The sequence below is a fragment of the Pseudomonas sp. NPDC096925 genome (assembly GCF_044762545.1).
Classification (GTDB): domain Bacteria; phylum Pseudomonadota; class Gammaproteobacteria; order Pseudomonadales; family Pseudomonadaceae; genus Aquipseudomonas.
In genome coordinates, this window is record NZ_JBIWEM010000004.1 from 214,773 (window position 1) to 239,944 (window position 25,172).

The window sequence follows — 25,172 nt, forward strand, 5'->3', positions numbered from 1 at the left end:
CCTGTCAGTCCTTGCCCGGCGCGCCCTGTGCGGGCTTGAGGGCTTTGTCCTGGCCAATGCGGATTGCGGCGCCGGGGGTGAGCTTCAGTTGGCCGGCGGTGACCACCTGTTCCCCCGCCTGCAGGCCCTTGCTGACCACCACCACGCCGTCACGGCGCTCGCCGGTCTGCACCGTGCGCTGCTCGGCGGTGAGCTGCGGCTGGCCCTTGTCGTCGTTTTCCGGCTTGCCGTCCTTGTCCTTCTTCGGCGTGGCGACGTACACCGAGTTGCCATACAGGGTGTAGGTGATGGCGCTTTCCGGCACTACCACCTGTGGCTGCGGGTTGGGCAGCAGAATCAGCAGGCTGGCGAACATGCCCGGCAGCAGCTTGCCGTCCGGGTTGGCCATGGTTGCGCGCACCAGCAGGTTGCGCGTGGTTTCCTCGACCTTGGGGTTGATGGCGCTGAGGCTGGCGGGGAAGGTCTGGCCCGGGTAGGCGGCCACCTGCACCAGTACCTGCTGGCCCAGGCTGAGGTGTGGTAGAGCCTGTTCCGGTACGTTGAAGTCGACGTAGAGGCTGGATGTGTCCTGCAGGGTGGCGATCACCGTGCCGGCGGCCAGGTAGTCGCCAACGTCCACCTGGCGAATACCGATGGTGCCGCTGAACGGGGCGCTGATGCTTTTCTTGGTCTTCGATGCCTTGAGCTGGTCGACCACCGCCTGGTTCCGTCGGTACTGGGCGGTGAGGCGGTCAAACTCGCCGCGGGAGATGGCCGAGTCGCCGACCAGCTGGCTGCCACGGCCGAAATCGACCTTGGCCAGGCCCAGGTCGGCCTGGGCGGTGCCGAGCAGGGCGGTTTCCTGGTCGTCATTGAGCTGCAGCAGCAGCTGCCCGGCCTTTACCTGCTGGCCCGAGTCGAAGTGCAGGGCTTTGACGATGCCTTCCACCTCCAGGCTCAGCTCCACGCCCTGTAGCGCCTTGAGGCTGCCGACGGCGGGCAGGCGCTCTTGCCACGGGCGCTGTTCGGCCAAGGCGGCCGCCACGGTGATGGGCGGCTTGGGGGCAGTGAAGATCTGGATCTGCTGGTAGATCGAAAAGGCTTTGTAGCCCCCCAGGGCCAGCACGATCAGCAGAACCACGGCCAACATGATGAGCATGCGGCGGCGCAGCATAGGTCCGGTTCCTTGGATGCGGTTGTTATTCGCTTGGACACGACAACGGGCGATCCTGCCCACGTGTGAATGGGGGAAGTATTGACTGTTTTTTGTTGGATGGAGGGATAAATGCCTGTGAGGGCCCCTTCGCGGCTAAAGCCGCTCCCACAGGGACCGCGCAGTCAGTGGGTTGCGCTGTTCCTGTGGGAGCGGCTTTAGCCGCGAAGGGGCCAGTACAGCCAACCCGAAAATCAGACGAGATGCAGGTGGTTGTCCCAGAAACCGGACGGCAGGTTCATCGGCTGCCCGACCAGCTCGGCCTTGCGGCAATCATAGAACCGGCAACGGCCCTGCCCGGAGGTGACGACAAAACCGTCCTGCACCGCGCCCACCCCCGCACAATCGGGCATTGGCGCATCCAGCCGTACCGCGCCACTGTCCAGGTCCCAGATGAACAGGCGATTGGCCCGTGGCGCGGTCAGCGCTACCAGCCGCAGCTCACTGTGGATAGCCACGCTGGCGGTGTACTGGGCCATGGCCTGCAACTGCCGCTCCGGCACCGGGAAGGCCTTGAACGGCTCGCCCGGGCGCTTGATTGCCAGCAGTTCGGCGGTTTCATCGGCATCGCCCATGAACTGTTGGCAGGCGGCGATCGTGCCATCGCTGCCCACCGCCAGGTGGCGCACGCTGTTCATCTGCTGGGCCAGGGTTTCCTTGCTCAGCAGGGTACCGTCGCGCTGCATCAGCACCAGGCTCGGTTCCATGGCGTCGAGGTTCATCTCCACCCGGCTTTCGGCTTCGGTGCGGATACCACCATTGGCCACGATCAGCGTCTCGCCGTCCGGCAGCCAGGCCACTTCGTGCGGGCCGATGCCGTGGGTCGGAATCTCGCCGCTATGCACCAGGCGCTCGCCCTCGAAGCGGTATACACCGAGTACGCCACGCCCCGGGTCGGTGGTGTCGTTCTCGGTGGCATACAGCCATTCGCCACCTTTGTGGATGACCGCGTGGCCGTAGAAGTGCCGGTTCGGCTGCGAGGTGACGGTCTGCAGCAGGCGCCCGTCGCGCAGGTCGACCAGGTAGCTTTCGGTACCGGGCCGGCGGGCGACGAACAGGGCGATCGGTAGTTGCGGGTGATGGATGATGGCATGGCAACGTTGGGCGACCTGGGTGCTGAACACCGGGGTGCCGTCCAGGCGGAACCCGACCGCATAGTGCTTGCCGTCGCCGTCGTCACGCGCCGACAGCAGCAGGGGCTCGCTGCCTTTGTTGCGGAACAGGCTCCAGCCGCCCAGGGTGAGGGCGCTGAGCAATACGCTACCGAGTTTGAGGGCCTGGCGTCGCAGCATGATCAGTCACCGTCGTTGGCATTGAAGCCCAGCTGGATGTTCAACGCCTTGGCCAGGTCGCCTTCGTGCAGGCGGTGGACGGCGTTGAGGCTGTCGTAGATCTGGTTCAGGGTTTGCTGGCCGGCGTCGTCGGCCAGCAGCTCGCCCAAGGTCTTCTGGTTGTCGGCCAGCAGTTTGAGCGAGGCAGCGTAGGCGGCGTCGATCTTGTCCGCCAGGGCTTTCTGATCGCTGGACAGCAAGCCTCGCAGGCCTCGGTTGTCGACCCCGACCCAGACCGCTTCGGCGGCCTTGAGGCTGGCCTCCAGGCTCTTGAGCGAGCTGTGGCTGCGCCAGGCTTCGGCCTGCAGTGGCTGCGGGATACCCTTGCTCTGGCGGCCCATCGGTGCACCGAGCTTTTTCTTCAGGCTGTCCAGGGCGGTGACCTGGGCGCGCAGCAGGTCGGCGATGGCCTCGTGGGAATCGGCGTAGCGCTGGTTGGGGAACTTGGTCATCTGCGAGAGCATGCCGTCGGTGCTGTTCCAGCCCTTGAGGATCTCTTCGGCCAGGGCTTTCTGGTGTTCAGCGATGGCCACCAGCAACGGGCAGTAGCGGGCTTTCTGCTCGGCAGTGGCGATATCCGGCTTGCTGTCGAAGAGGATGTACTCGTAGGCCGACAGGCCACGTACCACCACGCTGGCCTTGCCCAGGGCCGCGGCATCGACCGGCTGGTCGGCGTTGACCAGCTGCTCGACCTGGCGGCCGACCAGGTTCTTCTTGTCGGGCCAGAACTGTACCTGCCAGGCACGGTTGCCTTCGGCCAGCGGGCCGACCAGCAGCGGTTGCAGCTCGGCCCAGGCCTTTTGCGCGTTGAGGAAGTCGGTACGGGCCTTGTCCAGGGTTTCCTTGCCTTCGCAGTAGGCCAGGGCGCTGGCGGCCAACGTGCGGTCGGCTTCGACCCAGCGGCTGTAGGTAGGCAGGATCACCTGCTTGGCGATGGCAGCGGAGGTCACGGCTTGCGGGTCCTGCGGCGAGCAGGCGCCGAGGGCGAGTGCGGCGAGGCTGGTGAACAACAGTTTGGGTCGGAACATGCCCGGCTCCTATGCGCTTTTTAAAGTGAGTTCAGGAACGCCAGCAACGCGGCACGCTGCCCGGCATTGAAAGTGAGTACGAAATTGCGTGCCGCCTCGGCCTCTCCTCCGTGCCAGAGCACGGCTTCGAGCAGGTTGCGGGCGCGGCCGTCGTGCAGGAACTGGCTGTGCCCACTGACCGTTTCGCTCAGGCCGATGCCCCACAGTGGCGGGGTGCGCCAGTCCTGGCCGTTGGCGGCGAACTCGGTACGCTCGTCGGCCAGGCCCGGGCCCATGTCATGCAACAGCAGGTCGCTGTAGGGGCGGATCAGCTGGTTGGCCAGCTCCGGCTCGGCGGCATTGGCGGCGGTGGTGAACTGCGGCGTATGGCAGCCCTGGCAGCCGGCCTGGTAGAACAGGTTCTTGCCCGCCAGCACCTGCGGCGAGCCCACATCGCGGCGGGCCGGCACGGCCAGGTTGCGGGTGTAGAAGGTGACCAGGCGCAGGATGTTGTCGCTGACTTCCTTCTCGTCACCGGCACCGTTGCCGTTGGGCGCGGCCAGGCAGTCGGCCTGCGCCGCGGTGCAGTCGTCGTTGGGCAGCAGGGTGGTGGTCAGGCCCATGTCGCCGGCAAAGGCGTGCACGTTCTGCTGGTTGACGTTGGGCTGCCCGGCCTTCCAGCCGAAGCGGCCGACCACGGTCTTGCCCTGGGCGTCGTCCCACACCCGGTTGGCCCGGCCGCGGATGCCGTCGCGGTTACGGTCGTCGGGGTCTTCGTTGGCCAGCAGGTCGGCTTCGGGGATGGCTTCGAGCAGGCCCAGGCCGATCATTGGCGGCGCCACCCGCGCCGAAAAGCGCGTGTCGGGGTGCATCACGCCATAGCCAAGCTGGGTGATCTGCAGCGCCGGCTTGCGCAGTTCGACCTGGTGGCCGTCCTTGAACGACACCGTTTCGCTGGTATAGCTCACCCGCACCTTGCCTTCTGGCGTCACGCCCGGGATGGCCATGTCCTGCAGCTGGGTGCCATAGACCGGTTCCGGCACCACGCCGAGGCGCTCCACCACCTTGGCCAGGTAGGGCTGGTCGGGGATCGACAGGCGTACCAGCATCGATACGGCATTGCTGTCGCCCGGTTCTGGCGGGTGGCCGCGGCCGTCACGTACGTGGCAGTTCTGGCAGGCATTGGTGTTGAACAGCGGGCCCAGGCCGTCACGTGCGGTGGTGGTGGACGGGGCGATTACCCAGGGGTTGCGGAAGAAACTGTTGCCGACGGCGAAGTCCAGGCGCCGCTCGGGCGAGAGGTTGGCCGAGGGCAGGGAATAGGCATTGCGGTCAGTGCGCTGCACGGTGGCGTTGCCGCCCGACAGCGCTTCGCCGGGCTCGGCCTGGGTGAAACGCGGGGCGTCGTCACAGGCGGCGAGGGCAAAGGCCAGCAGCAGGGGGGAGAGTCGGGACAGCGACAAGGACATCGAGAATCCTGGGCGTGAGCGAAAAACCGGCGTGCAAGCTTAGCAGGGTGGGGGAGTTTGAATAAGAGCAATTTGCAATTGCTGGATGAAATCGGTGTCAGTTGGCCATGGTTTGTGGGGGCCTGGTCGGGCCCAATCGCCGGCAAGCAAAAAAGGCGACCCGAAGGCCGCCTTTTTCAGAACCACTACAGCAGGATCAGAACTCGTGATCCGCGGTATCCGGGTTCAGGTTGGCAATACCCAGCTTGCCCGCGGCCTGCTCGATCGCACCGGTCTGCTTGACCAGGGCGGCAATGGCGTCGCGTACGATCTGGTTGCCGGCAGCGTTGTCGGCCGCGATCAGCTGATCGTAGTGCTCGCCCTTGAGGGCGTGGTCGACGATCACCTGGATCTTGGCCTCGGTGGCTTCGAGGTCGGCCTTGAGGGTGGCGTCGGCGGCCGGGTCGACCTTGGCCACCAGTGACGACAGGCTCGGGCCGGTCACCTTGGTGCCATCCGGGCGGGTGTACTCGCCCAGGTAGACGTTGCGGATACCCTTGGCGTCGTAGAAGTGCGAGTAGTGGGTGTTGTCGCTGAAGCAGTCCTGCTCGTCTTCCGGCGAGTTGGCTTCCAGCGAAACCTTCATGCGCTCGCCAGCCAGTTCGCCCAGCGACAGGCTGCCCATGCCGAACAGCATCTTGCGCAGGCCGTCGTTGACCGGCTCGGCTTCCAGCTTGGCTCGGTAGTTGTCTGCCACGTTGGGTGCCCAGTTGCCGACCATCTCTTCGAGGTCCTTGACCAGCAGGTCGGTGGCTGCTTTCAGGTAGGCACGGCGGCGGTCGTTGTGGCCGCCGGTGGCGCCCTTGCCTTCCAGGTAGTCCGACGCAGGGCGGTTGCCAGCGCCCGGGCCGGTGCCGTTCAGGTCCTGGCCCCAGAGCAGGAACTCGATGGCGTGGTAGCCGGTGGCAACGTTGGCTTCGGAGCCGCCCAGTTCGTTCAGGCTGGCCAGCTTCTCGGGGGTGATGTCCTTGACATCGACCTTCTCTTCGCCCACCTGGATCTCGGTGTTGGCGATGATGTTGGCGCTGGCCGCCGGGTTGCCCAGAGCGTGCTCGTAGCTCTTGTCGACGTAGTCGATCAGGCCTTCGTCCAGCGGCCAGGCGTTCACCTGGCCTTCCCAGTCGTCGATGATGGTGTTGCCAAAGCGGAAGGCTTCGGTCTGCAGGTACGGAACGCGCGAGGCGAACCAGGCTTCCTTGGCGGCCTTCAGGGTTTCGTCGTTGGGCTTGGCCAGGAACGCGTCGACCGCGGTCTGCAGGGCCTTGGCGGTGCTCAGCGAGTCGCTGTAGACGGTGTAGACCAGCTCGGCGTAGTGCTTGACCACGGCTTTGCCGGCAGCTTCGTCGACAGCCCCGGGCGCTGCAGCGGTGGTGCTGGCGGCAGCAGGTGCCTGGGCTTGCGGCGCGGCGGCCTTGTCGTCCTTGCCTTCACCGCAACCGGCGAGAGCGATGGCAATGGCCAGCAGACTGGCGGAGGCCAGAGGCATTCGAATCATTATTGGTTTTCCTGCATCGTGTGGTTGGACCAAGGGGTGGACCGTGCGCCGTGGCACGCGAAACCACAACATCATGCGAAAGATTTGCATTTGCTGTAAAGGGGCGGGCGTGCAATTCGGGTAAATGCCGGTCACGGCCTGTAACCGGGCAGGCGGCTCAGAACATCGAAACCTGGTTGCGCTGCGCCTGCTTGAGGAAGTTGGTCAGCTCACGGGCCGACAGCGGCTTGCTGTAGTGGTAGCCCTGGCCTTCGTGGCAGCCCTGGGCGACGATGTAGGTTTCCTGTTCGGCGGTTTCCACGCCTTCAGCGATCACCTGCATCCCCAGGCTCTTGCCCAGCTGGATGATGGCGCGAACGATGGTGGCGTCATCATCGTCGTCCAGCAGGTCCTGGACGAAGCTCTTGTCGATCTTGATCTTGTCCAGCGGCAGCGATTTCAGGTAGCTGAGCGACGAGTAGCCGGTGCCGAAGTCGTCGATGGCAATCAGTGCTCCGGAGCGGCGCAGGCTCAGCAGGTGCTGGGCGGCGGTGCTGATGTCTTCCATCAGGCCGGTCTCGGTGACTTCCAGCTCCAGGCTTCGTGGCGGCAGGCGGTAGGCCTGCAGCAGGTTGTTGACCACCCGCGGCAGTTCGTTGTGGTGCAGCTGTACGGTGGACAGGTTGACCGCCATGCGCAGGTCGCTGAAGCCCATGTCGTGCCATTCGCGCAGCTGCCGGCAGGCCTGGTCGAGCACCCACTCGCCGATGCTGATGATGCTGCCGTTCTGTTCGGCGAGGGGGATGAACTGATCTGGCGGCACCATGCCCAGCTCCGGGTGCTGCCAGCGCAGCAGTGCCTCGACACCGACCACGCTGTGGTCGCGGTAGCTGATCTGTGGCTGGTACACCAGGTACAGCTGGTTGCGCGCCTGGGCTTCGCGCAGGTCCTTTTCCAGCTCGCGACGGCGGCGCATCTCGCTGTCGACGCTGGCGATGTAGAACTGGTAGCGGTTGCGCGAACGGGCCTTGGCCAGGGTCATGGTCTGTTCGGCTTTCTGCAGCAGCTTCTCGGTGCTGTCGCCGTCTTCCGGGAACAGGGTGATGCCGATGGTGGCGCGTAGGCGGATCTGCTGGTGGTGGTCGAGGTCGAACGGCACTTCCAGGTCGTCGAGGATACTCTGTGCCAGCTCGGCCGCCTCGTAGGGCTGCTCGATATTGGCCTGTACCAGGGCGAACTGGTCACCGCCCAACCGTGCCAGGGCGCCCAGGCGGCCGCTGTGGGCGCGCAGGCGGTCGGCCAAGGCCAGCAGCAGCTGGTCGCCGACCTGGTAGCTGAACTGCTCGTTGATGCCCTTGAAGTCGTCCAGGCCTACGCATAGCACCGCCACACGGTGTTGCAGGCGGCCGCCGTCGACGAGGATCTTGTCCAGTTGCTGCTGCAACTGCTGGCGGTTGGGCAGGCCTGTGAGGAAGTCGTACTGCGCCATGCGTTGCAGGCTGTTTTCCGCTTCATGGCGCAGGTGGGTATTGCGCTCGATCGAGGCCAGCAACTGGTTGGCGGTGTTTACCCACAAGCCCAGTTCGTTCTTCTCGTGGCCCTTTAGCAGCGGCAGTTGGTGCTGGCTGGGGCGGTCGGGGTTGATCTGGGTAAGGTGCTCGATGATCTTCGACAGCGGTTTGGTCAGTAGCCAGTGGTAGACCAGGTACAGCACCAGGCCCATGGCCAGGGCCCGCAGCACACCGGAAATGAAGATGATCACGGCGTTGATCAGAAAGTCTTCGCCGTAGGACGAGGTGTCGAGGGTGATGCTCAGGTCGCCATAGTATTCGCTGTAGGGGCCGCGGCCGACCAGTTGCGTGGTGTAGGTACGTTCCTGGCCGAGGATAAGGTCGGTCAGCCAGCGCATGGGCGTGTCCTGCAGCGGGCGGGACTTTTCTGCCAGCATGGTTTCGTTGGGATGGCCGATGGACGCCATGCGTACCGATTCGTCCTGGAACAGGCCTTCCATCACCTGCATGCCCATTTCGCGGTCCAGGCTATATACCGCCTGGGTCGAGGGGTCGCGGAACATGTCGAGGATGCGCTGGGCATCGTTGTTCACGGCCTGGCGGGTCTTGTAGGTGTCGTAGACGATTTGCGCACAGCTGAGCACGACACCGACCGCCAGCGCCGACAGCAGCACGACCCTGAGCAACTTGACCGACAAGCTGTTCCGCAATTCCAGCTTCAATGGGGTTTCCTTAATCCATACGCATGGCATCATTTTGCCATCAACGATGACGATACACTATCGGCCGACCATTAGTAGTGTATCGGTTGCCTGACCCCGCAACTTGAATGCGCTGTATCAATCTTCCAGAGGTTTGATGTTAGCGTGGTATGCGGGTTGAGCAAGCATTTTGCGGGTGGGGCGCAGGTGAAAACTGTGCAGGCCACTTCGCGGGCAAGCCCGCCCCCACAGGCATTGCACATTCTTCGAACAGTGTAAAGCCTGTGGGAGCGGACCGGGATTTGCTCGCCGCTGGAGAAGCGGACGGATCCCTGCGATGAAAGGCAACCACCTGTGTACGCATGCAGACGAGCACAGCATCCGCCATCAGGCAGGCACTGTGAAGGCACGCGTTATCGGGCAGTTACAGTAGTGCGGGGAAAGGGTTATTGGCGATTGGCACTGCTGGCCGGCCATTGTTCAAGTTCGGCACAGGGCGGGGTCAGGAACATGTCCGACTGAAACCGAATCCCGCAACTGTAATCGATGAAGGCAGGCGCGTTCTCGGCGGCGGCAATATTGTATTTCTGGAACGGCAACATGGCCCTGCGCACCGGCGACTGGTTGAGAATATTCTTGAATACCATGCTGGTGTCATCGGCAATCCACAGCCGACGGACTTTTCTTTTCATGTTGCCGTCAGTGAACTGGTGGCGTGCATGCAATACTCGCAAGTTGTCCATGACCAGGATTTCGCCGGGTTCCAGGCTAATGTTGGTGATGTAGTCCGGGTTGGTTGAATATTTATCCTGGATATATTGGAAGGCGGAACTGGCCCATTCCGGACTGAACGCAGTGCTGTCATAGCGGTAGCGAATACGTAGTTTGTTCTCGTTGACCTTTTCGAAGACAGAACAATCGATCGACAGCAGGTCATCACGGCAGTACGTGACACTGCCACTGGTCATCAGGATCTTCAGGATGTCGGGATGATTCACCAGCAGGTCATTATAAATGCGTTGCCCATCCACCAGGAAGTTGTCACCGCCAAACTGCGGTTTGGAAACGCACTGCAGAATGACGTATTTGGGCGGGGTAATCTTCCTGGCAACCCCATCGATATACGCCATGCCATTGAGGAACGAGCCATCCGTATGGGGATAGAAGTCGCTCGACAGTTCGCCGTGGTAGTCGTCCCTGAACGCTTGCCAGTCCTTGTTGATCGGATCGCCGCCGCCGACCACGCCAGTCTTGTCGGATTTGGTATGGAACTGGATCAGGCCGAACCGGCCTGCCACCGCGCGAAAGGCCTCGAGCGAATCGTCCTCGGGGTTGATTACACAATATCCATGTTCATGAAGAAAAGTCGAGATCCCCTGGGTGTCCTTGGAATCAAACTTTTTACGCGCGATCATTTCAAACTCCTTGTTTGAATGGATGAAGCTCAGACGTTTTGAATAAAATGGTCCACAATCATTTTCAAACCGAAGAACGTCACCCCGGCTTTAAGCAGGATGGCGCCAACACGTTGCGATATTCGATTTCGAAGAAAGCCGCCCAGGTAGGAACCGGCGGTGGAGGCGGTGATCATGATGATGATCAACTGGGCATAGTCCATGAAGGCGAAGCCGGCAAAGACAAAGGCAGCTACTTTCAGGCCGTGCAATACACTCATCTGCATGGCGTGGGTGACGATGACCTGATCCTTGTTGATGTTCATCCTCATCAGGATCGGCTGGGAAATAAGCCCGGTGACGGCAACGAACAGTGATAGAAACGTTTGCAGGAAGCCAACGATGGCAAAGTTTTTCAGGACAAAGCCGAGCGAGGCGACCAGCTTGGTCCAGGTAATCGCCAGGATGAAGATGCCGAGAATCAACGACAGGTACTTTTCCGGGAAATGCCCAATGAAGAAGTAACCGATGGCTGCCCCTGAAAGGCAGCCGATGACATAACGCGGGAGAATCTCGATTTTTGCGTGCTTGTAATCGAAGGCGAAGCGGCTGCCGTTGCTGACCATCTGAATCAGGCCATGCACCGGCACAACGGCAGAAATGGGCAGGAACTGCGGCATGACTGCCAATAGGCCAATCCCGCCGCCTACGCCGATAGCGGCAGTCATCAAAGAAGTTAGAAAGCTGACGCCCACCAAAACATATAGGCCAGCGGATAGTTCAAACATTGTCACTCCTGTCTGATTGACATGAATTCAAGCGGGCACTTCTGTACCGCAGTTGCTCGTTGCTGTTTGTGGCGCGCACGCAGCCACCCGACGGCGCACGGCGCGCCATCGGCTGTCGATGATTGGTTGATAGCGGGTATGTCAGCGCCTGGCTTTCAGTGCCGAGCAGCGCCTTTACGCAGCGGGCGCGCTATTTCTCCGGCAGCGCCCAGGCAATGATGCTGTCACCCAGCTTGGTCGGAATCCGGTCATGCCCGCCGACCACGGCAACAACGTACTGCCGCCCTTCGCTCATGTAGGTCAGGGGCGAAGCCTGGTTGCCGGCCGGTAGGCGCTCCTCCCACAGCAATTCACCACTTTCGCTGTTGTAGGCGCGCATGAAACGGTCGATGGCAGCGCCAATGAAGGTCACGCCTCCTGCTGTAGCCACGCCAGTGGCGTCGCTCGGAGTGCCGATTTCGAAGCGCAGTTTCGAGGCGATGCCCAAGGGCCCACTGTCATAGCCGGTGCCGAACGGGCGGCTCCAGCGCACTTCACGTGTGCGCAGGTCGATAGCGGAGATGAACCCCCAGGGTGGTGCGATGCACGGCTGTTCCAGCGCTGACATCCATGGGTCCTTGATTGCCCCGAACGGCAGACCGGCCTGGACGCGGAACCCCTGGTTATTGCCTGGCGACTCCTGGAACGACTTGGCATTGATCGCATCGAGCTGCTCCCGTGGAACCAGCCCCTGCATGTACGGCAGCCGCTGGTTGTTGATGATCAGCAGGCCTCGTTGCAGGTCCACCATCACCCCGCCCCAGTTCAGGCCGCCGTGATGGCCGGGGAAGATCAGGCTTTGCTGGCCGACCACCGGTGGCGTAAAGATCCCTTCGTAACGCGCCTGGCGAAACTCGATGCGGCATTGCAACTGATCGAACGGCGTCAGGCCCCAGGCATTGGTTTCGTTCAGCACTTCCGGGGTTTTCGATGGGCGGCCCATGGTGCTCGGCATGCCCGGTGACAGCGGCTGCGTGGCCGCGGTGTAGTCCCCAGGGGCCGTGCCTTGCGGGACGGCAGCCTGCACGACATCGACCAGCGGTTCGCCGGTGGCGCGGTCGAGGACGAACAACTGGCCTGATTTGGTGGCTTGAATGACTGCCGGGCGTGGGCCGCTGCTCGTGGGGAAATCGATCAGCGCCGGTTGTGGGCTCAGGTCGTAGTCCCAGAGGTCGTGATGGACGGTCTGGAAATGCCATTTGACCTTGCCGGTGAGCGCATCCAGGGCCACCAGTGAAGAGCTGAACTTGTCTTCCTGTTCGGTACGGGTACCGCCATAGAAGTCGCCTGCAGCATTGCCGGTGGTGATGTAGACCAGCCCCAGTTCGTCGTCGGCGGAAATCGGCGCCCATGAGTTGGGCGTGCTGAGCGTATAGGTTTCATCGGCGTCGGCAGGCGCAGTGCTGTCGGGGCGACCGAGGTCCCAGGCCCACTTCTGTTTGCCGCTGACTGCGTCGTAGGCGCGAACCACACCTGACGGCGCCGGGCGCACATCCGAGTCAAGCACCCGGCCACCGGTAATGACCACACCGCGGATTACCAATGGTGCAGAAGTGATGCCGGTGGAGCCTTTGCGGAACGTGCCCAGGCCGTCCTTGAGGTCGGCAAAGCCTGCCGTGCCGAAATCTGGGCAGGCCTGCCCGGTGAGCGCATCAACTGCACCCAGGCGGATGTCGTTGGTGCCCCAGATGATGCGTTTGGCGCACAGGCCACTGGCATTGGGTACTTCGTAGTACGAGACACCACGGCAATAGGCACCACCGTTGGCGAAATAGTCCGGGTCGACTTTCGAGTCGTAGCGCCAGTTCTCCTTGCCGGTAGTGGCGCTCAACGAAATGATGATTTGCTTGGGCGTGCAGGTATACAGCGAGTCGCCAACCTTGATTGGCGTGGCCTCGTTCAGATACTTGGTTTTTTCGCCAGGCTGTTTCACATCGCCATGATGATACTCCCAGGCCTTGACCAGGCCGGAAACGTTGCCTGGGGTAATCTGCGCCGCAGCGGAATAGTGGTTGCCGAGGTTGGAGCCGGCATAGGCGGTCCAGTTGGTCTTGTCGTGGGACGCGGCGACATTGGCGTCCGGTGAGGTCACCGTACTGCGGCTGAAGGGTTGCTGTGTATGCGCGGTGATAGCGGGCGAGTCGGCCAGGTGAACGGTGTTGGGGAAGAACAGCGGTGTCAGGATGGTGGCCGCCATCAGCAGCGGCAGCCCCCCCATGATGCTGAAATACAGTGCCTTGTTGACTTTGGCAAAGTCGCGCCGGACAAGAGGCCAGAAGGCCAGAAAGATCACACTGAGAAGTACCAGCCATGCCAGACGTGGGATATAGGCCCAGCCGTTGTAGCCGGATTCCCAGATTGCCCAGCCGTAGGTGGCCAGGGATGCTGCACCGTAGAGATAGATGCCGAGCGACTTCTTCAGGCCCATGAGTGCGGCTGACAGCAGCAATGCGGTACCCATCATTGCGTAGTAAGGCGAGCCGCCGGCACTGACCAGCGTGCTTCCCTGACAGGCCAGCGTCAGGCCAAGCAGGGCCAGCAGAATCGTGTACACCCCGAACAGCAGGCTGGAGACCCCCGTCCCGTTAGCCAACGTTCCTTGTTTCATTGCAATCATCCCTGTGTGATTCGGTGCCACAGTGCGTCCGAGCGGCGCGCATAATTGCTTATTCTTGCAATGAAATACAATAAGTGGCGCGAAATTTACTCCTGGCGCTGAATCTCAGGGTGGTTTTGTATCTTGCGTGAAAAGAAGGCAATGTCTAAGCTGCCTTCCCTGATCTGAACGCGTGGGTAATGAAAGGTAGGCGGGGGAAGGGGTTACGCCTGCTGGCTTTCCAGCAAGGCATCCTGACGGGTCTTGAGCCGGCCGACTTCGTCCAGATGTTTCCAGAGAAACTGAGCGGCTTCTTCACGCCGACCGGACTCGATCAAGTCGAGCAGGTGCAGGTGCTCCAGGCATTGCGTCATCAGGCGACTGCGGTCGACGTTGGCTTTGTAGCTCATGAAGCGTCTGAGCTGGTTTTGCCGGCGTATGGCATCTATGAAGAAGAGATTGCCCGAGCACTGCACGATCATTTCGTGAAACTGGGCGCCAATTTCGAACAGTTGGGCACGTGACAGCTGGTGAATTTCGCCGTCGAGCATGGCCTGCTGTTGCTCCCGGGCTTTGGCAAATGCGGCCTGGTTGACCTTGTAGCCTGGCTCGCGCAGTGCGGCCGGCTCGATGGCCATGCGGAAGCGGTAGCTCTGGATGTGGGTCTGGGCGTTGTGTACGAATTCGTTAAGGCTCCAGCCTTGCCCGGGCTTGCGCTCGACCATGGCTTCGCTGGCCAGCCGGTTGAGGACCTTGAGCAGTTGCCCGCGGGGCACGGAGTAGCGTCGCAGTAATTGGGCCTCAAAGAATTCGGCAGGGACTTCCCCGCTGAGGATGTCGTCCACCACGCGCAGGTAGAAGTCTTCGAATGGGTCGCAGGTGGGCGGTACAGTGGTTTCCTGGATCTGCCCGGCGTCCTGTTTCAGAAAGTAGCCGCGATTGGGCTCCTGCACCGCGATGTTCCACTCGGCGAGCAGGGCAAATACCCTGCGAATGGGGGAGCGGGAGACATCGAAGGCTTGGGCGAAGGTCTGCTCGCGCAATGGCTCGCCGGCCTTCATCGACCGGGCGCGGATCATCTCGATGACGCGAGGGGCCAACTGCAGGGCGAGATCTTTCTTTATCACAGGCTGTATTCCGAATGGTTATCTTCAGTCGATCCAGCAGATTCGGGTCGGACTGGGGGCAGGAAAATACCACACACGGATGGATCTATACGCATGCTCAAATTCAATGCTCATCTCGGCTTCCAGTTCAATGAACTGCCTTTTCTGCAGCGTATCGAAGCCGCTGCCGCCGCCGGATTTCGTGCGGTGGAATTCCCGTCGCCCTATGAATTCGATGCGAGTTTGTTGGCTGATCAACTGGCGCAATATGGGTTGCCATTGGTCCAGTTCGCTGCGCCGGCTGGCGTTTCCAAGGGTATTGCCGCGGTGGCGGGCAAGGAGCCCGAGTTCCGTGACGGGTTACGCCAGGCCGTCAGCTATGCCCGCGCACTGGCGTGTGCGGATGTGCACCTGATGTCCGGGGTAACCCATGAGGATGGCGCCGACAAGGTGTATGCGAGCAACCTGGACTATGCCGTGAAGTATTTTGAAGACCAGGGGCTTCGGCCATTGATCGAGGTGATCTGCACGCAGGCAATGCCGGGGTATTACATGTCCGACTTCGGCAAGGCGCAGCGGGTGCTGGAGGCGCATCCCGGTATGGGGCTGATCCTTGATCTTTATCATGCACAGTTGCTGACCGGAAATGCTGCCGATGTGCTGGCGCAGTTCTTTGAGCGGACAGTGCATGTGCAGGTGGCCGACTGCCCGGGGCGGCATCAGCCGGGGACGGGGCAGATGGATGTTGCAGGGTTGCTGGCGGCGCTGGAGCAGCGCGGGTATGCAGGGTGGGTTGGATGTGAGTATCGGCCTACGGGTGCCACTGTAGATAGCCTTGGCTGGCTTGATCGGTACGTTTCCTGAAAATACGGCGTTCTGGCCCCTCGCATGCCCCGAAAAAAAATCCGATACCAGAGGACTGGCATCGGATTTTCGAAGAGCCCCGGCGTGGCGCCGGGGTTCTGTCTCAAGGCTGGATGACTCAGGCCTTGAAGGTCTTGCCTTCGAACTGTTCGGCAACGAAGGCCCAGTTGACCAGGTTCCAGAATGCCTCGACGTACTTGGGACGCAGGTTGCGGTAGTCGATGTAGTAGGCGTGTTCCCAGACGTCGCAGGTCAGCAGCGGGGTGTCGCCGCTGGTCAGCGGGCAGCCGGCGCCGATGGTGCTGGCCAGGGCCAGGGAACCGTCAGCCTTCTTCACCAGCCAGCCCCAGCCGGAACCGAAGGTGCCAACCGAGGTCTTGGTGAACTCTTCCTTGAACTTGTCGAAGGAACCGAAAGCGGCGTTGATGGCGTCAGCCAGGGCACCGGTCGGCTGGCCACCGGCGTTTGGTGCCAGGCAGTTCCAGTAGAAGGTGTGGTTCCAGACTTGAGCGGCGTTGTTGAAGATGCCGCCCGAAGAGGTCTTGACGATCTCTTCCAGGGTCTTGCCTTCGAATTCGGTGCCTGGGACCAGGTTGTTCAGGTTCACGACATAGGTGTTGTGGTGCTTGTCGTGGTGATACTCCAGGGTTTCCTTGGAGATGTGCGGCTGCAGGGCATCGTGGGCGTACGGCAGCGGCGGCAATTCAAAAGCCATGGTGGATCTCCTGATTCAGGTCTGTTTGCGGTTTGCGCAAGGCCGATCACGGGCGGCCCGATGAGCGTCGGCGAGTTTGTACTCTTTGCGACGCAAGGGCTGGATCATAGCACCGGGCCCGGCGCATAACCACGCAACAAAGATAGGGAATAGAGGTTCCAGAGCGGGTGGGGCGTGCCGACCGGTGGTGCTCGGCTTACCCCTTGTGGCGCCTGGCAGATCGAGCGCCGCCCGCGCGGCGCTCGATCTCACAGGCGCTAAAAATGTTGTGACAAGCCCAGAGTCAGTTGAAGATCAACTGCGCCGCCACCGCGAACATCATCACCGCCACCATCAGGTCGAGCATGCGCCAGGTCGCTGGCCGGGCCAGCCACGGTGCCAGCCAGGCCGCGCCGATTGCCAGGGTCGAGAACCACAGCAGCGAGGCACTGGCGGCACCGGCCACGTAGGCACCAGGTGCGGTCTGCTGGGCACCCAGCGAGCCGATCAGCAACACCGTGTCGAGGTACACGTGCGGGTTCAGCAGGGTCACCGCCAGGGCACTGAGCAATACCGCGCGGCGTGAGCGTGCTCCCTGGCCTTGCTGATGCTGCAGGCTCTGCCTGGAGCAGGCGCTGCGCAAAGCCTTGGCGCCGTACCAGATCAGGAACACCGCGCCGCCCCAGCGGGCGATCGCCAGCAAGGTCGGGTTGTGCGCCAGCACCGTCGCCAGGCCGAACACCCCGGCGGCCACCAGAATGGCGTCACAAATGATGCACAGGGCCGCCACCGGCAGGTGATGCTCGCGGCGCAAGCTCTGGGCGAGGACGAAGGCGTTCTGTGCACCGATGGCCATGATCAGGCCGAAGGCCACGAGCATGCCGTTGAGATAGCTTTGCCACATGGCGTGCTCTCCAGAAATGAATTGCCGTAAAAGATGCTGGCCATTGTGATGAACTGCGCTGTATAAGAAAAACAAATAGAGCTGATCAGTCATTAGGGAAATCGATGTTCGACTACAAGCTGCTGGCCGCCCTCGCCGCGGTGATCGAACAGGGTGGTTTCGAACGCGCGGCGCAGGTGCTTGGGTTGTCGCAGTCGGCCATCTCCCAGCGCATCAAGCTGCTTGAGGCGCGGGTCGGCCAGCCGGTGCTGGTGCGAGCCACACCGCCAAGCCCGACCGAAGTCGGCCGCCAGTTGCTCAACCATGTGCAGCAGGTGCGCCTGCTTGAACGCGACCTGCAGCGCCAGGTGCCGGCGCTGGACGAGGAGGGCATGCCGGAGCGCCTGCGCATCGCCCTCAACGCCGACAGCCTGGCCACCTGGTGGGCCGGCGCAGTGGGCAATTTCTGCGCACAGCAGAACGTGCTGACCGACCTGGTGGTGGAGGACCAGGAAGTGGGCCTGAAACGCATGCGTGCGGGCGAAGTGGCGGCCTGCCTGTGTGGCAGCGAGCGGCCGGTGGCCGGGGCGCGCAGCCTGCCACTGGGCGCCATGCGCTACCGGGCGCTGGCCAGCCCCGGGTTCATGGCGCGGCATTTTCCGCAGGGCTTCGCTGCCAGCCGCCTGGCCCGTACCCCGGCGATCGTGTACGGCCCGGACGACTTCCTGCAACACCGCTACCTGGCATCGCTGGGCATCGCGGATGGCTTCCTGCACCACTTGTGCCCGTCGTCCGAAGGCTTCCTGCGCATGACCGAAGCCGGCCTGGGCTGGGGCCTGGTGCCCGAATTGCAGGCCCGCGAGCAACTGGCCAGCGGCCAGTTGGTGGAAATCTGCAGCGATACCCCCATCGATGTGCCGCTGTACTGGCATCATTGGCGCAATGGCGGGCAACTGCTCGCGCAACTGACCGACCACCTGCGGCACACCGCACGGCAATGGCTGGTGCCCTTGTAGCCACGGCTGGCGTCAGTTGCATCTGAAATCTGGCAAGACGGAGTCTTACATGCGAATTCTGGTCACCGGCGCGAGTGGCTTCATTGGCGGGCGCTTTGCGCGCTTTGCCCTGGAGCAGGGCCTGGACGTGCGGGTCAGCGGCCGTCGGGCCGAAGGGGTCGAGCACCTGGTCAAGCGCGGCGCCCAGTTCATCCCCGGCGACCTGGGTGATGCCGAGCTGGCCCGTCGCCTGTGCCAGGGCGTCGAGGCCGTGGTGCACTGCGCTGGCGCGGTGGGCAACTGGGGGCGCTACCAGGACTTCTACCAAGGCAATGTGGTGGTCACCGAAAACGTGGTCGAGGGCTGTTTGAAGGAGCACGTACGACGCCTGGTGCACCTGTCATCGCCATCGATCTACTTCAATGGCCGCTCGCGCCTGGATATCCGTGAAGACCAGGTGCCGCGCCGCTTCCACGACCACTATGGGCAGACCAAGTACATGGCCGAGCAGAAAGTGTTCGGTGCCCAGGAGTTCGGCCTTGAGGTGCTGGCGCTGCGTCCGCGCTTCGTCACCGGCGCCGGCGATGCCAGTATCTTCCCGCGGCTGATGCAGATGCAGCGCAAGGGGCGTGTGGCGATCATCGGCAACGGCCTGAACAAAGTCGATTTCACCAGCGTGCACAACCTCAACGAAGCGCTGCTCAGCGCCCTGCTCGCCGACGACCGGGCGCTGGGCCAGGCCTACAACATCAGCAACGGCCAGCCGTTGCCGCTATGGGACGTGGTCAACTACGTGATGCGCCAGATGCAGCTGCCGCAAGTTACCCGCTACCGCTCCTACGGCCTGGCCTACAGCCTGGCCGCGCTGAACGAGGCGGCCTGCATGTTGTGGCCGGGGCGCCCGCAACCGACCCTGTCGCGCCTGGGGATGCAGGTGATGAGCCGCGATTTCACCCTGGATATCAGCCGCGCCCGGCAGTACCTGGACTACCAGCCCAAGGTCAGCCTGTGGACGGCGCTGGATGAGTTCTGTGCCTGGTGGAAGCACCAGCCGCCGGGGCAGTGAAACCGCCGGGCCGACAATGGACATCAACACGCCGCGCTGGCGGTTTATACTCGTGCCTCTTTGCGACTACCGCGGTTGAATGTATCCATGCGTAACCATGCCCACGATGACTACGATGACGTGCCTACCCTGCGGGCCGGCACCCATGACGATGACGAACTGATGCCGGCGCACGTGGTGCGCAGCCGCCAGAAAGCCGCTCGCGGTGCCAGCACGGCACCGCTGTGGGCATTGCTCGGGGCCTCGTTCATCGCCTTGGCGGGCCTCGGCTGGTGGAGCTTCCAGCAGATCTCGCTGATGGAGCAGCAGCTGGTGGCGACCCAGGAAAGCTTTGCCCGCATCAGCGAAGAGGCGGCCGGGCGCCTGCAGGCGATCAGCGGCAAGGTGGCGGCCAGCGAGTCCGGCGCCACTACCAGCAGCGAGGCGCTGAAGCTGCAGCTGCGCCAGTTGCAGAAGGGGGTGGCCGGGCAGACCGGCGACCTGGGCAAGCGCCTGGAGCAAGTGCTGGCCGATACCCGTGAACAGCAGAAGGCCGTGACCGAGCTGCAAAGCCAGTTGCAGGCGCAGTTGAAGCTGGTGAATGGCGAACTGGCCGCGTTGCGCTCGGGTCAGGTCGATGGTGGCAAGCTGGATACCCAGTTCAAGGGCCTGAACGAACAGGTTGCTGCGCTGAAGGCCGCGCAGGTGGATGGCGCCAAGCTGGACGGGCAGCTCAAGAGCCTGGGCAGCGAAGTGGCGGCGCTGAAGAAGCAGGGTAACCCGAGCGCGGCCATCCAGGACCTGGAGCAGGACATCCTGGTGCTCAAGAGCCAGATCGACAACCGCCCGGCTGCGTCGTCGGCGGGTGGTGCTTCGGTGCAGGAGTTCGATGCGTTCCGGGCGCAGACGACCCGCAACCTGAATACCTTGCAGAGCCAGATCCAGAACCTGCAGCAGCAGATCAACGCCCGGCCCTGAGATTACCTGAGCCTTCTTCGCGGGCACGCCCGCTCCCACAGGGGCAGCACAATCTTCAAGCTTGTCGCTGTACCTGTGGGAGCGGGCGTGCCCGCGAATGGCCCTCAATCACAAACGCGGATAGTCGATATACCCCACCGCCCCCTTGCCATAGAAGGTCTCCGGCCGCGCCTCGTTCAGCGGCGCATCCGCCGCCAGCCGCGCCGGCAGGTCAGGGTTGGCGATGAACGGCACGCCAAACGCCACTGCATCGGCCTTGCCACTGGCCAGGGCCGCATTGGCGCTGGCCTTGTCAAACCGCTCATTGACGATGTACGGGCCACCGAACGCCTCTTTGATCAGCGGGCCGATGCTGTCATCGGCTTCCCGTTCCCGCGAGCAGATGAAGGCGATGCCCCGCTTGCCCAGCTCACGGGCCACGTAGGTAAAGGTTTCGGCACGGTCGGCATCGCCCATGTCATGGGCATCGGCACGCGGCGCCAGGTGCACGCCCACGCGGTTCGCGCCCCACACCTCGATGGCCGCATCGGTCACTTCCAGCAGCAGGCGCGCACGGTTTTCCAGCGAGCCGCCGTAGTGGTCGGTGCGCTGGTTGGTGCTGCTCTGCAGGAACTGGTCGAGCAAATAACCGTTGGCACCGTGGATCTCCACGCCATCGAAACCGGCAGCCTTGGCATTCTCGGCTCCGCTGCGGTAGGCCTCGACGATGTCGATGATTTCTTCGGTTTCCAGCGCGCGCGGGGTGGGGTAGTCGCTGAGCGGGCGCACCAGGCTTACATGGCCCTTGGGCTGGATCGCGCTGGGGGCCACCGGCAGTTCACCGTTCAGGTAGCTGGGGTGGGAGATGCGGCCAACGTGCCACAGCTGCAGGAAGATGCGCCCGCCAGCGGCATGCACGGCCTTGGTCACGTTGTTCCAGCCACGCACCTGCTCGTCGTTCCAGATACCGGGGGTATCCGGGTAGCCGACGCCCATGGCGCTGACCGAAGTCGCCTCGCTGAGAATCAGCCCGGCACTGGCGCGCTGCACGTAGTACTCGGCCATCAGCGCATTGGGCACGCGGCCTTCGTCGGCCCGGCAGCGGGTGAGCGGGGCCATGATGATGCGGTTGGGCAGTTGCAGGTCGCCCAGGGTGATCGGATCGAAAAGCGTGGTCATGACGGTTACCTGCCTGTTCAGAGTGCTTGGCGCAGTTGTTCGAGAAACGCCTGGATGGTGGTTTCGTTACGTTTGAAGAAGTGCCATTGGCCGATCTTCTGGCTGCTGATCAGCCCGGCGCGCTGCAGGGTGGCCAGGTGGGCGGAAACGGTCGACTGCGACAGGCCGCAGCGTTGGTCGATCTGCCCGGCACACACACCGTTCTCGGTGCTGTGGTACTGGTCGGGAAACTGCGTTGCCGGGTCCTTCAGCCAGCTGAGGATTTCTCGCCTGACCGGGTGGGCCAGCGCTTTTATGATTTCGTCGAGATCGAGAGGCATGGGTTGAGGCTCGTTGTAGCGGTATATCGCGATAGGGCGAAATGTAAATCGTGGTTTCCCGATATACAAATACCAAGAGGTTCTGAGCTGAGTGCGAATCGCTATATCGCGTTATAACGATATACTGGCCGGCGGTGTTAGACTGCGCTCATGAACTACCTCGCACACCTGCACCTCGGCGGCCCGGCGCCGCAACAACTGCTTGGCAGCCTGTATGGCGACTTCGTCAAGGGCTCGCTGGAAGGGCGCTTCCCACCTGCGCTGGAGGCGGCCATCCGGCTGCATCGGCATATCGACAGCTATACCGACCAGCACCCGTTGGTGCAGGCGGCACTGGCGCGCTTCCCACGGGAACGGCGGCGTTTTGCCGGCATTGTTCTGGATGTGTTTTTCGACCATTGCCTGGCGCGGCATTGGCGGGATTATGCCGAGCAACCGTTGGAGCAGTTCACCGGGGACTTTTATCGGGTGTTGCTGGCGGAGCCCGAGTTGCCGGGGCGGCTGGCGCGGATTGCGCCGTTCATGGCGGCGGATGACTGGCTGGGGGCGTATGGGGATTTTGCCACGCTGGAGCAGGTGTTCAACGGCATTGCCCGGCGCTTGTCGCGGCCGGAGGGGATGGTTGGGGTGATGGGGGAGCTGGAGCGGCTGTATGAGCCATTGCTGGCGGACTTCAGGGCGTTTTATCCGCAGTTGCAGGTGTTTGCAGCGGCTGGCCGGTTGTCTGGCTGTTAGTCCTGTGCCAGCTTCTTCGCGGGTGAACCCGCTCCCACAGGTACAGCGCTATCTTCGGGATCACACTATCCCTGTGGGAGCGGGTTTACCCGCGAAGAGGCCGGTACTGGCAGTGCAAGAATTCAGGCTGCCCGCGCCTGCCGCCGTGGCGCCAGCTCAACGTCTTCAACCCCGAACAACGCCAGGTGAATCGCCTGCTGCGCCTGCAACGCCAGCACCGCTCGCTCCTTGCCCACGCTGCCGATCGGCTGCAGCAGCTGAATGCAAACCTCCCCACGCGGCTGGGCGAACAGGCGCATCAGGTGCGACACCAGGTCATCATCACCAATGAACGGCGCAATCGGGTCGATCTGGCCAGCGCGCAGGTACTGGATGGCGACCGGCTGCACCGCCACGCCGCGGTCGATGGCGCCTGCCAGCAGGCGGCCATGGAAGGTGCGCAGGTTACGGCCGTTGGTGGTGGTGCCTTCCGGGAAGATCAGCAGCGGCCGGGCCAGGCCCAGTTGCCCGGCGATCTGTTCACGCAGGCGCTGGCTGTCGCCCCCGCCACGGCGGATGAACAGGGTGCCGGCCTTCTCCGCCAGCCAGCCGGCCACCGGCCAGTGGCGCACCTCGGCCTTGGACAGGAACGACAGCGGCAGCAGCATGCCGAGCAGGGGGATATCGGTCCAGGACACATGGTTGCTGACCCACAGCATCGGCCGCTGCGGCAGCTCGCCAACCACCCGCACATCGAAGGGCAGGGCCGCGACCAGGCGCTTCATGAACAGGCAGGTCCAGCGCTGGCGGCGCTCGATGGGCGCCTTGAACCCCAGGCGTTCGCCCAGGGCGATCACGCTGGCCATCAGCATGCCCTGCAGCAGTACCAGCAGCAGTCGAGTCAGGCGGGCCAGTACCCGCAGCTTCGGCATCAGACCGCTGCCTTGAAGTGGCGGGCGTAGCGCGGGCACAGCTCGTCGCGCTTGAGCAGGATGAACACGTCGGCCACCTGGAAGTCTTCGTCCCAGCATGGCTCGCCGCAAATCTTCGCGCCCAGGCGCATGTACGCCTTGAGCAGCGGTGGCATTTCGGCGATGACGTTGTGTGGCAGGGCCAGGTTGGGCAACGGGTTCTTTGGCTCGGCACGCAGGTGCTCGGTGCACAGGTAGCGGTCACGCAGGCGCTGCATCACCGCGTGGGCCTGTACCCCGCCATCTTGCATGGGGATGCTGGCGCAGCCCATCAGGTAGCTGTAGCGGCCTTCGTTGAGCACTTCGGCCAGTTCGCCCCAGAGCACGGCGATGGTGCCACCGTTGCGGTAGTCGGGGGCTACGCAGGTGCGGCCCAGCTCCAGGATCGGGCCCTGCAGCTGCAACAGGCCGTGCAGGCTGAATTCTTCTTCGCTATAGAAGCGGCCCAGGCTGCTGGCGGCCTGATGGTCGAGCAGGCGGGTGGTGGCAACCAGCTCGCCGGTACTCAGGTCGCGTACGCCAATGTGGCGGCAGTGCACGTCGTAGTCGTCCATGTCCAGGCCTTGCTCGGCACCTTTGAGCCTGGCCTTGAATTCGGCGCTGAACACTTTGTAGCGCAGGGCCTGGGCTTCTTGCAGGGCCGCGGCGCCAACCAGGCGTTCGGCTTGCAGACGGCGTTCGGTGCTGTTGTCGCCAGCGTGAGCGATCCGAGTCATTACGAGTCTCCATAAGCCAGCCATGAAGGGTTGCGGCCGGTCGGCTTTGTTGTGCAAAGTCAGCCTAGGTAGACGGGGTGTCACCCCTGTGAATCTTTGGTGATGCTTGCGTGACACCCCCTGAGTCTTAACAGAAAGCCCCTCAGCAAGGAGCCGACCGATGGCCTGGTTGCAACGACTCAACGACCCGCTTCGCCAAGGGTTGGCGGGCACCCTGGGCGAAACCTACGCAGTGCTGCTCGAGCGCCTTGGCCCGGTTGCCCCGTTCGAACTGGCGGTGCTCGGTGGGCGCGCAATGGCCACCCCGGGCCTGGCTTTCCTGGTCGGCTACCAGGCCGCCTTGCGCGTGCTGTGGCCCAGTGCCCCACCCAGCCTCGGTGCCCTGTGTGCCACCGAACGGCGCAGCGTGCGGCCGGCGGACATGCGCACGCGCCTGGACGGCTTGCGGCTGACCGGCAGCAAGGATTTCGTCACTGCGGGCCTGGAGGCGGAATGGCTGCTGGTGGCGGCGCGCAGCGAGGCGACGGGGGCGGCGCCGCAGTTGAACCTGGCGGTGGTCTACCCCGGGGAGCCAGGGGTGACGCTGGAAGCGCTGCCCACCCTGCCGCTGATGCCAGAGGTGGGCCATGGGCGGCTGGTGCTGGAGCAGGCTGCGTGCGAGTTGCTGGCCGGTGATGGTTGGGATGCCTATGTGAAGCCGTTCCGTTCGCTGGAGGACTTGTATGTGCTTACGGCGTTGACGGCCTGGCTGTATGGCGTTGGGCAGGAGTGCGCCTGGCCGCAGGCCCTGCGCCTGCAGTTGCTTGGGCTGCTGGCCGGGTGTGCCGAGGGTAGCCGGCAGTGTGCCGATAGCGTTGGCTGCCATTTGTTGCTGGGCGGGTTGTTTGCGCAGTTCCAGGCGCTGCGGGGGGAAATCGATGCCGCGTTGGCGGCGGGGGCGGCGCATTGGGCGCAGATCTGGCAGCGTGACCAGGGGGTGATGGCGCTGGCGGCGGCGGCGCGGGAGAAGCGGCTGAACAAGGCGTGGGCTGCTGCGGGATTGTCATGAATGCCTGGTAGGTTGGTGTGATCCGATGATTCCTGGGGCCGCTGTGCGGCCCTTCGCGGGCTTGCCCGCTCCCACAGGTATGTCGCTGACTCCATGAATGGTGCGATCCCTGTGGGAGCGGGCGGGCCCGCGAAGGGCT

At 63.3% G+C, this 25,172-nt stretch carries 22 protein-coding genes; 6 read left to right on the forward strand and 16 right to left on the reverse strand.

Going from position 1 to position 25,172, the window contains the following annotated elements; all coding sequences use genetic code 11:
* Window positions 1–4 precede the first annotated feature (4 nt).
* From ACIQYU_RS14785 to ACIQYU_RS14830, 10 genes are all read right to left on the reverse strand, one after another.
* Entirely contained in the window at window positions 5–1,153 is a 1,149-nt protein-coding gene (locus ACIQYU_RS14785; protein WP_207834573.1) for an efflux RND transporter periplasmic adaptor subunit, read from the reverse strand.
* 233 nt (window positions 1,154–1,386) lie between these two features.
* Window positions 1,387–2,484 (reverse strand): DUF1513 domain-containing protein, encoded by a 1,098-nt coding sequence (locus tag ACIQYU_RS14790; RefSeq protein ID WP_207834575.1) that lies wholly within the window; start codon window positions 2,482–2,484, stop codon window positions 1,387–1,389.
* 2 nt (window positions 2,485–2,486) lie between these two features.
* Complete coding sequence (locus ACIQYU_RS14795) at window positions 2,487–3,551, reverse strand: imelysin family protein (protein ID WP_207834578.1); 1,065 nt, start codon at window positions 3,549–3,551, stop codon at window positions 2,487–2,489.
* 20 nt (window positions 3,552–3,571) lie between these two features.
* Window positions 3,572–4,999 carry a di-heme oxidoredictase family protein gene (locus ACIQYU_RS14800; protein WP_207834580.1) on the reverse strand — a complete coding sequence of 476 codons (1,428 nt, stop codon included), beginning with the start codon at window positions 4,997–4,999 and terminating at the stop codon, window positions 3,572–3,574.
* Between the two features lie 196 nt (window positions 5,000–5,195).
* Window positions 5,196–6,533, reverse strand: coding sequence for an imelysin family protein (locus tag ACIQYU_RS14805; RefSeq protein ID WP_207834582.1), 1,338 nt, complete (start codon window positions 6,531–6,533; stop codon window positions 5,196–5,198).
* Window positions 6,534–6,690: 157 nt separating this feature from the next.
* The gene (locus ACIQYU_RS14810) at window positions 6,691–8,745 is read right to left on the reverse strand and encodes a bifunctional diguanylate cyclase/phosphodiesterase (protein WP_207834585.1); all 2,055 of its coding nucleotides are present in this window, start codon (window positions 8,743–8,745) and stop codon (window positions 6,691–6,693) included.
* 425 nt (window positions 8,746–9,170) lie between these two features.
* Entirely contained in the window at window positions 9,171–10,139 is a 969-nt protein-coding gene (locus tag ACIQYU_RS14815) for a TauD/TfdA family dioxygenase (protein WP_144171236.1), read from the reverse strand.
* A gap of 29 nt (window positions 10,140–10,168) precedes the next feature.
* The gene (locus tag ACIQYU_RS14820; RefSeq protein ID WP_043935892.1) at window positions 10,169–10,906 is read right to left on the reverse strand and encodes a TSUP family transporter; all 738 of its coding nucleotides are present in this window, start codon (window positions 10,904–10,906) and stop codon (window positions 10,169–10,171) included.
* Window positions 10,907–11,096: 190 nt separating this feature from the next.
* Window positions 11,097–13,553 (reverse strand): membrane-bound PQQ-dependent dehydrogenase, glucose/quinate/shikimate family, encoded by a 2,457-nt coding sequence (locus ACIQYU_RS14825; protein ID WP_402800588.1) that lies wholly within the window; start codon window positions 13,551–13,553, stop codon window positions 11,097–11,099.
* A 212-nt stretch (window positions 13,554–13,765) separates the two neighbouring features.
* Entirely contained in the window at window positions 13,766–14,668 is a 903-nt protein-coding gene (locus tag ACIQYU_RS14830) for a GntR family transcriptional regulator (RefSeq protein ID WP_015271681.1), read from the reverse strand.
* A gap of 93 nt (window positions 14,669–14,761) precedes the next feature.
* Between ACIQYU_RS14830 and ACIQYU_RS14835 the strand changes: the two genes are divergently transcribed.
* On the forward strand, window positions 14,762–15,511 hold the full coding sequence (locus ACIQYU_RS14835; RefSeq protein WP_054573318.1) for a hydroxypyruvate isomerase family protein: 750 nt from the start codon (window positions 14,762–14,764) through the stop codon (window positions 15,509–15,511).
* A 118-nt stretch (window positions 15,512–15,629) separates the two neighbouring features.
* Here the strand turns inward: ACIQYU_RS14835 and ACIQYU_RS14840 are convergent, their stop codons facing one another.
* Together ACIQYU_RS14840 and ACIQYU_RS14845 are read right to left on the reverse strand one after the other, a co-directional pair.
* Entirely contained in the window at window positions 15,630–16,226 is a 597-nt protein-coding gene (locus tag ACIQYU_RS14840) for a superoxide dismutase (protein WP_039612983.1), read from the reverse strand.
* Between the two features lie 283 nt (window positions 16,227–16,509).
* Complete coding sequence (locus tag ACIQYU_RS14845) at window positions 16,510–17,109, reverse strand: LysE/ArgO family amino acid transporter (RefSeq protein WP_207834591.1); 600 nt, start codon at window positions 17,107–17,109, stop codon at window positions 16,510–16,512.
* Between the two features lie 104 nt (window positions 17,110–17,213).
* On the opposite strand from ACIQYU_RS14845, the gene ACIQYU_RS14850 reads away from it, so the two are divergent.
* The 3 genes from ACIQYU_RS14850 to ACIQYU_RS14860 all read left to right on the forward strand — a co-directional run bounded on the left by ACIQYU_RS14850 (window position 17,214) and on the right by ACIQYU_RS14860 (window position 20,106).
* Complete coding sequence (locus ACIQYU_RS14850) at window positions 17,214–18,104, forward strand: LysR family transcriptional regulator ArgP (RefSeq protein ID WP_207834594.1); 891 nt, start codon at window positions 17,214–17,216, stop codon at window positions 18,102–18,104.
* 49 nt (window positions 18,105–18,153) lie between these two features.
* The gene (locus ACIQYU_RS14855; protein WP_207834596.1) at window positions 18,154–19,149 is read left to right on the forward strand and encodes an NAD(P)-dependent oxidoreductase; all 996 of its coding nucleotides are present in this window, start codon (window positions 18,154–18,156) and stop codon (window positions 19,147–19,149) included.
* A gap of 87 nt (window positions 19,150–19,236) precedes the next feature.
* Window positions 19,237–20,106: an ATPase gene (locus ACIQYU_RS14860; RefSeq protein ID WP_207834598.1), complete on the forward strand. Its 870-nt coding sequence runs from the start codon at window positions 19,237–19,239 to the stop codon at window positions 20,104–20,106.
* Between the two features lie 108 nt (window positions 20,107–20,214).
* Here the strand turns inward: ACIQYU_RS14860 and ACIQYU_RS14865 are convergent, their stop codons facing one another.
* Both ACIQYU_RS14865 and ACIQYU_RS14870 read right to left on the reverse strand, forming a co-directional pair.
* Entirely contained in the window at window positions 20,215–21,264 is a 1,050-nt protein-coding gene (locus ACIQYU_RS14865; RefSeq protein WP_207834600.1) for an alkene reductase, read from the reverse strand.
* A gap of 17 nt (window positions 21,265–21,281) precedes the next feature.
* On the reverse strand, window positions 21,282–21,584 hold the full coding sequence (locus ACIQYU_RS14870; protein ID WP_063913266.1) for a helix-turn-helix transcriptional regulator: 303 nt from the start codon (window positions 21,582–21,584) through the stop codon (window positions 21,282–21,284).
* A gap of 150 nt (window positions 21,585–21,734) precedes the next feature.
* On the opposite strand from ACIQYU_RS14870, the gene ACIQYU_RS14875 reads away from it, so the two are divergent.
* Window positions 21,735–22,319 (forward strand): ACP phosphodiesterase, encoded by a 585-nt coding sequence (locus ACIQYU_RS14875; RefSeq protein WP_207834602.1) that lies wholly within the window; start codon window positions 21,735–21,737, stop codon window positions 22,317–22,319.
* 122 nt (window positions 22,320–22,441) lie between these two features.
* Here ACIQYU_RS14875 and ACIQYU_RS14880 read toward each other — a convergent pair whose 3' ends face one another.
* Together ACIQYU_RS14880 and olsB are read right to left on the reverse strand one after the other, a co-directional pair.
* Window positions 22,442–23,230, reverse strand: coding sequence for a lysophospholipid acyltransferase family protein (locus tag ACIQYU_RS14880; protein ID WP_207834604.1), 789 nt, complete (start codon window positions 23,228–23,230; stop codon window positions 22,442–22,444).
* Complete coding sequence (gene olsB, locus ACIQYU_RS14885; protein WP_207834606.1) at window positions 23,230–23,985, reverse strand: L-ornithine N(alpha)-acyltransferase; 756 nt, start codon at window positions 23,983–23,985, stop codon at window positions 23,230–23,232. Before olsB ends, ACIQYU_RS14880 begins: the two co-directional genes overlap by 1 nt.
* A 160-nt stretch (window positions 23,986–24,145) precedes the next feature.
* Here olsB and ACIQYU_RS14890 point away from each other — a divergent pair, with 160 nt between their 5' ends.
* On the forward strand, window positions 24,146–25,033 hold the full coding sequence (locus tag ACIQYU_RS14890) for an acyl-CoA dehydrogenase family protein (RefSeq protein WP_241105971.1): 888 nt from the start codon (window positions 24,146–24,148) through the stop codon (window positions 25,031–25,033).
* The last annotated feature ends 139 nt before the right edge of the window (window positions 25,034–25,172 follow it).